The 9655-nt window shown below is 35.4% G+C and carries 10 protein-coding genes and 1 pseudogene; 3 read left to right on the top strand and 8 right to left on the bottom strand.

Going from position 1 to position 9655, the window contains the following annotated elements:
- Positions 1-476: pseudogene (locus D1003_RS11245) on the bottom strand (hypothetical protein); the annotation flags it as partial.
- Between the two features lie 680 nt (positions 477-1156).
- Here D1003_RS11245 and murB point away from each other — a divergent pair.
- From murB to rpmA, 3 genes are all read left to right on the top strand, one after another.
- Positions 1157-2176 carry a UDP-N-acetylmuramate dehydrogenase gene (gene murB / locus D1003_RS06545; RefSeq protein ID WP_153936202.1) on the top strand — a complete coding sequence of 340 codons (1020 nt, stop codon included), beginning with the start codon at positions 1157-1159 and terminating at the stop codon, positions 2174-2176.
- A 112-nt stretch (positions 2177-2288) separates the two neighbouring features.
- Positions 2289-2915, top strand: coding sequence for a 50S ribosomal protein L21 (gene rplU / locus D1003_RS06540; protein ID WP_014937747.1), 627 nt, complete (start codon positions 2289-2291; stop codon positions 2913-2915).
- 33 nt (positions 2916-2948) lie between these two features.
- Entirely contained in the window at positions 2949-3206 is a 258-nt protein-coding gene (gene rpmA, locus D1003_RS06535; protein WP_004920580.1) for a 50S ribosomal protein L27, read from the top strand.
- A 112-nt stretch (positions 3207-3318) separates the two neighbouring features.
- Here the strand turns inward: rpmA and D1003_RS06530 are convergent, their stop codons facing one another.
- The 7 genes from D1003_RS06530 to D1003_RS06500 form a co-directional block, all read right to left on the bottom strand.
- Positions 3319-3729, bottom strand: a complete 411-nt coding sequence (locus D1003_RS06530) for a hypothetical protein (RefSeq protein ID WP_052910943.1) — start codon at positions 3727-3729, stop codon at positions 3319-3321.
- Between the two features lie 68 nt (positions 3730-3797).
- Complete coding sequence (locus D1003_RS06525) at positions 3798-4355, bottom strand: thioredoxin family protein (RefSeq protein WP_064970255.1); 558 nt, start codon at positions 4353-4355, stop codon at positions 3798-3800.
- Between the two features lies 1 nt (position 4356).
- Positions 4357-5265 (bottom strand): tRNA (adenosine(37)-N6)-dimethylallyltransferase MiaA, encoded by a 909-nt coding sequence (gene miaA / locus D1003_RS06520; RefSeq protein WP_153936201.1) that lies wholly within the window; start codon positions 5263-5265, stop codon positions 4357-4359.
- 24 nt (positions 5266-5289) lie between these two features.
- Positions 5290-6597, bottom strand: a complete 1308-nt coding sequence (murA, locus tag D1003_RS06515) for a UDP-N-acetylglucosamine 1-carboxyvinyltransferase (RefSeq protein ID WP_014937751.1) — start codon at positions 6595-6597, stop codon at positions 5290-5292.
- Entirely contained in the window at positions 6597-7250 is a 654-nt protein-coding gene (locus D1003_RS06510) for a DUF4290 domain-containing protein (RefSeq protein ID WP_153936200.1), read from the bottom strand. The genes murA and D1003_RS06510 overlap by 1 nt, the downstream gene beginning before the upstream one ends.
- Positions 7251-7408: 158 nt before the next feature.
- On the bottom strand, positions 7409-8095 hold the full coding sequence (locus tag D1003_RS06505; RefSeq protein ID WP_014937753.1) for a response regulator transcription factor: 687 nt from the start codon (positions 8093-8095) through the stop codon (positions 7409-7411).
- Positions 8096-8112: 17 nt separating this feature from the next.
- Positions 8113-9624, bottom strand: a complete 1512-nt coding sequence (locus tag D1003_RS06500) for a sensor histidine kinase KdpD (RefSeq protein WP_153936334.1) — start codon at positions 9622-9624, stop codon at positions 8113-8115.
- Positions 9625-9655: the final 31 nt, after the last annotated feature.

Raw genomic sequence — 9655 nt, 5'->3', positions numbered from 1 at the left:
CTAGCCGAGCCATTATGCACCGTAATCGCATCGTGAAACGCCGAACTGATATTCCCAAACGAGTTGTTTTCTAACTTAAATTTGGCTTTATTGGCACTGGTAAACGCCACGCCACCTACATAAGAGCCTTCAAAGCCTGCTGCCTTTACCGCTACCGACTGGGTTTGGTTGCTCCCCAGCATACAAGTCCACTGGTGAACCCCCGAAACCACGCCTTGGTAAATTTCTATACAGCTTTTGTCGGTATTGTAAATCATCGTGCCTTTTTTAGGGTTGGTAAAAGTAGAACGCTCGGTAGTGCTAAACTCTGGAAACAATACGCCCTGCGTGTGCCCACTTGGGAGCGTATTTAGTTCTTTCTTAGAAATATCTAAGGTGGCTTGGGGCTCTTTGGTATTGATACCCACCCTGCCGTTGTAATCTTGGGCGTTCAGCACTAAGGGCAGAAACATCGCGCATAACAAAGTTTTTTTCATAATGTTAAAGTTTATAGATGTGAAGTTGTTAAATTGTGAAGTTGTGAAGTTGTAAAAAAGTTTAAAGTTCAAGGAGCTGAAGCTGTTCAAGGTTCTATGTTTAAGGTTTAAGGGATAGGTACGCTTATTCAACCTTGAATATTTGAACTTTAAACTTTGAACTCTTGAACCCTTACCCCTTGAATATTTGAACTTTAAACCTTGAACTCTTGAACCAATGAGAAAACGCCTTTCCCCTCTAAACACACACAAAACGAGAGGAAAGGCTAAAACAGAAAGAACAGAACGCTCCTTCTGTACGCTAGAAGCCCTAAACCCAAACAACCAATTTAACTTATGAAAAAGACGGACTTCTAGCGGATATTTATGAAAACAAAACTTAGCGTATGCCAAACGCCAAATGCCCCCAATGAAGATTGGCGGAACATTATTTATGATTGATGATAAAAATCTAGATAAAAAGTGGTATAATACGCGTACGCGTGTAGCTCTTCTGTGTGTTTACAAAATTATTTGAGATAGCCAAATAATTTTGTAACTTTTTTTCACTTTGTTGTATGTAGCTGGTATCGTGTCGCATAAACTGAAGCAAATGTATAAAACAATTATCATACAAACAAAAGATAATGGTTTCTTTTTTTAAATTATCTTTGCTCTTCGTTATTTTAATTTTTCTATCTATGCAACTTAAGACCAACTATTCTCTTAAAAACCACAACACCTTTGGGGTAGAGGCGTTTTCTAAATACTTTGCAGAAGTCGGTAGTTTGGAGGAGCTAACCGCTGTCCTAAAGCTAGACGAGATTAAAGGTTTACCTATACTATTTCTAGGTGGTGGGAGCAATATCCTATTAACAAAAGATTTTAATGGGCTTACCATCTTACTCAACCTAAAAGGCATCAAAGCACAACACCTAAACGATGATGAAGTGTTACTCACGGCACAAGCGGGAGAAAATTGGCATCAGTTTGTGCAGTACAGCCTAGAGAAAAACTATGGTGGGCTGGAGAACCTCTCTCTAATACCAGGTAATGTAGGCACTTGCCCTATCCAAAACATAGGGGCATACGGCGTAGAAATTAAAGACCATTTTGAGTCTTGCCAAGTCCTCAACTTAGAAACCCTAGAGGTAGAAACCTTTAATAAGGATAAATGCCACTTTGGATATAGAGATTCCTTTTTTAAACGAGAGGGCAAGGGGAAGTATGTTATACTGGAAGTCAGCTTTAGACTAACGAAAAGAAACCACCTCATAAGAACCGACTATGGTGCTATACAACAAGAACTTTCTAGTCTAAATGTTACCCAACCCAGCATACAAGAGGTGGCACAGGCAGTCATAAACATCAGAACTTCTAAACTTCCTAACCCTAAAGAGATAGGCAATGCGGGTAGTTTTTTCAAAAACCCTAGCATCAGCACAGAGGATTATCAGAACTTACAAAAGCAATTCCCTAACCTACCTGGTTATCCACAAGGCAGCCACACCAAAGTTCCTGCAGGTTGGCTAATAGAACAAACAGGCTGGAAGGGTAAACAAATAGGCAATGTGGCTACCCATCATTTACAAGCACTTGTTATTATCAACGCTACGGGAAAGGCTACAGGCGAAGAAATTTATCATTTTTCATCTGAAATCATCGCTTCTGTAAAAGATACCTTTGGGATTATCCTAGAACGAGAGGTTAATGTTATATAGATAATATATACATAAAAAAGGAGTATTTTTAAACACTTTTTTTGAGTTAAATATCTATAATTCAAAAAAAATACTTAATTTTGCGACCTTAACTAACTAAATATTTATAACAATGTTTGCAATCGTAGAGATAGCAGGGCTTCAATACAAAGTTGAGCAAGACCAAAAATTGTTTGTAAACCGTCTTTCTGGTGAGAAAGGAGACAAAGTAACTTTTGATAAAGTACTTCTTACCGTAAACGGAGCAACAACAGTAGGCGCCCCAGCTGTAAGTGGTATCGCTGTAGAAGCGGAAATTATTGAGCATTTGAAAGCTGATAAAGTTATCGTTTTCAAAAAGAAAAGAAGAAAAGGATATGCTAAGAAAAACGGGCATAGACAATCTCTTACTCAAATCAAAATTGTTTCTATAACAGGTTTTGATGGTGCTAAAAAATCTTCTGCAAAAACAGAAACCAAGGCTGCTACAAAAAAATCTTCTAAAAAAGGAGATGACCTTACTCTAATTGAAGGTATTGGTCCTAAAGTAGCAGAGCTTTTCGCAGGAGCAGGTATTACTTCTTTTGCTGATTTAGCAAAGAAAACTAAAGAGGAGCTAGAAGCCATCTTAGATCCTAACGGTGCTGTATATGCAGCTATGGATCCTACAACTTGGCCTCAACAAGCACAACTAGCTGCTGATGGAAAGTTTGAAGAGTTAGAAACTCTTAAAGGACAACTAAAAGGCGGAAAAGCCTAAGTATTTTTTCAACCTAAAAAACTTTAAAACAAAATGGCACACAAGAAAGGAGTTGGTAGTTCCAAAAACGGTAGAGAATCTCACTCTAAAAGATTAGGTGTGAAGATTTTCGGAGGGCAAGAAGCTATCGCTGGAAATATTATTGTAAGACAAAGAGGTACACAACACCACCCTGGAGAAAATGTAGGGATTGGTAAAGACCACACTTTGTTTGCATTAGTAGATGGTACAGTGGTGTTTAAGAAAAAAGCTAACAACAGATCTTTTGTATCTGTTGAACCTAACGCTTAATAAGAAAAATAACTTTTTGCATACGTAAAGTTTAATTGTTAAACATGAAAAAACTCCGCTTCAAAAATTTTGAAGCGGAGTTTTTATTTTGAATTTTTAGTAGTGTACCATTCTACTTATTTAACTTCTGCTTGATACAAGTAATCATTTTATTCCTTTCTATTGAATATACTTCTTCGTTGAACTCCAGAAAGTGATATATTATTAAAGTTTTCTCCAAAAGTTTTTCTTTCATTTCCTCGCTTTGATTTTCAGATAGGTAAAATAAAACTTTTGCTAAATAATTCAAACTCTCATTAGAAAATTTGAACTCGTTTGTCAGTATTTGAACAAAACATTGATTTGGAATTGAAAGTAATTTATCAAGGTCAATACCTAATTCTTTTTTCAGAATTTCATTTGAAATTTCTACTCCATCTGCCACCTTCCCGCTTTGGTTAACTCCAATCAAATCAAAAAGTAATTTTCCTAGTACTTTTCCAAGTTGGTCAATCTGCTTTTTTATATAATCTTTTTGTTCCAATTCTAAGTATATCCAAAAAAAATGATTACTTTGATTATATATCAACTATTTTTAATTTCAATAAATGCTTACTTCCATTTAATATTACAACCTAAACTAGGCTTTTGTAGTTCTTCCTGAGGTTGTTCTGCTAAAAGGTTTTCAAAAGCAATAATTAAATCCTCTCCCGTTACCTCGTGCTGATTGCCTGGGCGAGAGTCGTCCATCTGACCTCTATATACCAAGTCTAATTTGTCATCAAAAAAGTAGAAATCTGGAGTGCACGCAGCGTCGTAGGCTTTAGCAATAGCTTGACTTTCATCAAATAAATAAGGGAAATTAACGCCGTGTTCTTCAGCAAAATCAATCATTAGTTCTGGTGAATCCGCAGGATAGTTCTCTATATCATTAGAATTAATTGCAATAAATTCGATTCCTTTAGCCTTATAATCCTCATAAAGCTCTGCTAATTTATCTATCACATGAATCACAAACGGACAATGGTTACACATAAAAACTACCAATGTTCCTTTCTCTCCTTTTAAGTTTTCTAAAGATTGTAACTCGTTATTTTTAGCAGGATTAGGAAGCTCAAAAAAAGGAGCTTTAGTTCCTAACTCCAACATATTAGACGGTGTTCTAGCCATTTTATTTTAAATTTAAGTTATTAAGCAAAGATACTAATTCCTCGTTAGAATATTGGTACGGAAGTTCTATCAGATGAGGAAGTTTTCGGTTCCAAGTCATTTGGCGTTTTGCGTAGCGTCTAGAGTTTTTCTTAATCTCAGAAACGGCAAAATCTAACTCCCAATCACCATTCAAGTAATTAAACAACTCCGTATACCCCACTGTATTCAAAGCTACTCTATCTTGATGTTGAAGTAAACCTTTAACCTCATCTAGTAAGCCTTTCTCTATCATTCTATCTACCCTTTGATTGATTCTTTCATAGATAATTTCTCTAGGTGCTGTGAGTACAATCCTAATAGTATTAAAGTCCCTTTTAGGCTTGGTTTCTGCTATAATTTCAGAATAAGGCTTCTCTGTTTGTTTAATAATATCTAAAGCCCTTATCAAGCGTCTAGGATTATCTTTATCTACCTGCTGATAATAGACCTCATCCTGTGCCTCTAACTGCTTCTGTAAGGCTTCTATCCCTTCTTTATTGAGGATTTGTTCAAGTTCTTTAATATAATCTTCGTTGGCTTCTGGTAAATCATTAAGACCTTCCACAACTGCCTTCTCGTACATACCACTACCGCCTACCATTACCACGGCTTTATATCGTTGAAACAGCTTATCTAATAAAGCCAAGGCTTCCTTTTCGTACCGACCGATAGAATAATCTTCTGTAATAGATAAATGCCCTATAAAATGATGCGGTACAATAGCCAACTCCTCCTTAGAAGGAGCGGCTGTACCAATGGGCATTTCTTTAAAAAACTGTCGTGAGTCGCAGGATAAAATTTCAGCACCGAAAAACTGGGCTATTTTTATTGCCAATTCGGTTTTACCTATTCCCGTAGGACCTACAACAGATATAAGTGTTCTAGCCAAGATGAAAACAGTATTTTCTGACTATTATATACGCTCTATATCTGCTCCTAAGGCCTTGAGTCTGCCATCTATATTTTCGTAGCCTCGGTCTATCTGCTCTATATTGTGAATGATAGATTTACCTTCAGCCGAAAGTGCGGCTACCAAAAGTGCATTTCCTGCACGAATATCAGGGGAAGTCATCACAGTACCTCTAAGTGGCGTTTCTTGGTTAAGACCAATAACTGTAGCTCGGTGTGGGTCGCAAAGGATAATCTGAGCTCCCATATCTATCAGTTTGTCCACAAAGAACAATCGAGATTCAAACATTTTTTGATGTATCAATACACTTCCTTTAGCTTGAGTTGCTACGACCAACATAATAGACAGCAAATCTGGTGTAAAACCTGGCCAAGGTGCATCAGAAATGGTTAAAATAGAGCCATCTATAAATTTCTGTATTTTGTAGTGTTCTTGTGCTGGGATATAAATATCTTCACCGCTTTTCTCTAACTGAATACCCAGTTTCCTAAAAGTATTTGGAATAATCCCCAACTGGTTCCAATGAACATCTTTAATGGTGATTTCGGATTTCGTCATTGCTGCCAATCCTATCCAAGAGCCTATTTCTACCATATCTGGCAACATAGTGTGTTCTGTACCATGTAAATATGAAACTCCTTCTATAGTTAATAAATTTGAACCGATACCCGAAATTTGAGCTCCCATTCGGTTGAGCATTTTGCAAAGTTGTTGTAAATAAGGCTCACAAGCGGCATTGTAAATTCTAGTTTTGCCTTTCGCTAGTACAGCAGCCATAATAATATTAGCAGTACCCGTTACCGATGCTTCTTCTAAAAGGATAAATTTACCTTGTAAAGACTTTGCTTTTAGACTATAAAAACTCTCTACATCATTAAAGTGAAACTCCGCACCAAGCTCAACAAACCCTTGAAAATGAGTATCTAATCTTCTTCTTCCTATCTTGTCTCCTCCTGGAGTTGGCATATAACCTTCTCCAAACCTCGCCAACATAGGACCTAAAAGCATAATAGAGCCTCTAAGTTTAGCCCCTTCTTTTTTAAACTCTTCGGATTTAAGATAATCTAAATTAAGACTATCTGCCTTGAAGGTATAGTCCCCTTTTCCATTTTTAGTTACCTTAACGCCCAAGTCTCCTAATATACCAATTAGCTTATTAACATCTTGTATATCAGGTATATTTTTTATTCTTACTTCTTGATCTGTTAATAAAACGGCACATAATATTTGTAGAGCTTCATTTTTAGCTCCTTGGGGCGTAATTTCGCCTTGAAGTCTTTTACCGCCTCTGATTTGAAAAGCACCACTCATTATGATTTTCTTCTGTATTTATTGTTAGAATTATATTTTCTTCTATTATTTCCGTTATTATTCTGATGTTTGTTTTGATATTTAGGGTTGTTCTTGTTAGAGTTATAATAGATTTTACTCTTCTCTAAAGAATCTATCCCTGTTAAATCTAATCTATTTTCAGAAAGTTCCTTTAAATGGCGGAAGATAACGTCGTCTTGCACATGTTCTTTATTATAAACATTGTACGACTTTTTCATATTATTAGCAATTACCTCTATAAGAGCCTCTTTCTCATCACCATCTTCTAATTCTAAAGCTCTTTCTATAAGTTGCAAAATGCTTTTACCATAGAATTTATAGTCCCCTTGTAGCTTAGGATAATCCATCTTTTTAGGCTTCTGCTTGATTTCCTCTGGCGTAGGAAAAGGGTATGGTGCATCTACATCTAAATCGTAACCCGAAATGATATACAAATGGTCCCAAAGTTTGTGAGCGTAGTTTTCCTCATCTCGAAGTTGCGGATTTCTCTGCCCCATAAAATCAACAATAGCTTTGGCAACTTTATTTCTTTCTTCCTTGGTAGGAAGCGTCTTGCAATATTCTACAAGTTCTTGTATAATTCTCCCATACTCGGGTAATTGTAAGTTTGTCTTTTGGGTATTGTATTCCATTTCGCAAAGATAATGAAATTTTGTATTGATATAAATCTCTTTTTATGTCTTAGCTAGTTTATAAGCCGATGATTGGCTATTTTATCTATCATCTACGGAACTCTATTCGCTTTAACAAAAAAAGCTGATTCACAATTATTTTGAACCAGCTATTTAATTTAATTTTTAACTAGAAGCCTAAACCCTTCTCCGTGTACATTGATGATTTCGAGACCATCATCATCTTTAAGTAGTTTCCTTAGTTTAGCAATATATACATCCATACTTCTAGCGGTAAAATAGTTTTCTTTTTTCCATATTTTACGAAGTGCTAAATCTCTAGGCATAAAATCATTTCTGTGGAGACAAAGCAACTTCAAAAGCTCGTTCTCTTTTGGAGAAAGTTTATATTCTTTATCGTGTACTTTAAGCTGTCTCAACATAGAATCAAATTCTATATTGCTAATACTGAACTGTTCCTGACCTTCCTCTTCTAAAGAAGTACTTCTAGATAGAACAGCTTTTATTTTATAAAGTAATAACTCTGTATCAAAAGGTTTTGTTATGTAGTCGTCTGCTCCTAGCTGATAACCTTTCAAAATATCCTCTCTTAAATTTCGTGCCGTTAGGAAAATAATTGGTATATTTTTCCCTAATTTCTTAACATCTTCCGCTAAAGTGAAGCCGTCTTTTTTAGGCATCATAACATCAAATATACAAATATCAAAATCATTATTCGTATATTCTTTAAGACCTTCCTCGCCGTCTGTAGCAAGAGTAACTTCGAAGTTATTTATACTTAGATAGTCTTTAAGCACCGCTCCGAAACTTTGGTCATCTTCTACTAATAATATCCTGTTGCTCATAGCTTAATTTTTTATAATTAAATCATTGGAAGTTTTACAATAAAGGTACTTCCTTTTCCTTTTTGGGTTTCAACGCTTATTTGCCCTTTGTGAAGTTCTATTATTTTCTTAACATAGGAAAGCCCCAAGCCTTGACCTTTTACATTATGCACATTCCCTGTTTCTTCTCTAAAGAACTTCTCAAATATTTTGGTTTTATTTTGAGGCTCCATTCCCATACCTTTATCCGAAATTTCTATCACATAATAATTCCCCTCGTTACGGGTAGCAATTTTAATTTCAGGCTTATCTGGAGAATATTTATTCGCATTATCCAGCAGATTGATGAGCGTATTAGACAAATGGAACTCATCTACTTTTAGATTATAGCGCTCCGCCTTAAAATCTTCTGTAAGCGTTCCGCCTCTTTCGTTTACAATCAATCTAACAGAATTAGCAATATTTCTTATCAACTCCCTCAAATTGGTCTCTCGCAAGAAAAGTTTCATTTCGTTCCTCTCTAATTTTGACATATTGAGCACATTTTCCACCTGTTTTTTCATTCGGAGATTTTCTTGCTTTATGAGTCCAGAGTAATATTTTACTTTAATTGGGTCACTAGCTATTTTATCGTTCGCCAAAGAATCCGTAGCCACCGAAATTGTAGCTAAAGGTGTTTTGAACTCATGAGACATATTGTTAAGAAAGTCTGTTTTTACTTCTGCTATTTTTTTCTGTCTCAGCATATAGTTGATGGAAATAATGTAAATAAATACAATAGTTAAAAGAGAAAATATCGTTCCTAAAAGCAACGGCAAATTATTCCTTAATAAAGAATATTTTTTATCTGGAAAAACGAGGGACAAGGTATAGATAGGTTGTTCGTCTTTATCTGTAAAAAGAGGAAAGCTATAATTAACTACTTTAGATTGATTTTCAAGGTAAATTTCATCAGCAATAGTGGTTAGTTTTTTATTTTTATCTAGCACACCATAACCAAATTTAGCACTAATACCCATTTTTTGAAACTCCTTGGAGAGTACCGAATCTATCTCCTTACCACTTACTCTTTTATGTATAGGCAAGTTGCTTGCATTTAGTTTAGCAAAATCTCTGAAAGTAAAAGTATTATCATTGATATCTTTACTCAACTGTGCCGTGAGTAGCTCCGTTGTACGTCCTGCTCCTTTCAAACGATAAATACCTTCATCAGCATAGACTTTAACCCTTTCCAAAGTATCTCCCTTAGAGGAAACTGGTATTTTCTGAGGTTCTATAATACTTCTACTAAAGGAAATGAGTTTTTTATCCGCCGAATCTTGTACTTGCCTAATGATATTTAGAGTAGGTTTGTTTTTATCCTCATTTATAGAGGCTTGAAAGCCTTCATATTCTTTTAGATATTTATCTATTTCAATATTAGAAATATCTTGTGTCGAGCGTTCTAAAACCTTCTGCACCCTACCTGCAAATTCCTCTTCAATAGAACTATAATATTCCTTAAGCCAATAAAATTGAAAACTGACGAACACCAATAGAGAAATCGTCATCAAAATAGATATAATAGGAATAAATTTGTTA

The sequence above is a fragment of the Riemerella anatipestifer genome (genome assembly GCF_009663465.1).
Lineage (GTDB): Bacteria > Bacteroidota > Bacteroidia > Flavobacteriales > Weeksellaceae > Riemerella > Riemerella anatipestifer_C.
This window is presented reverse-complemented; position numbering and strand designations above follow the sequence as displayed.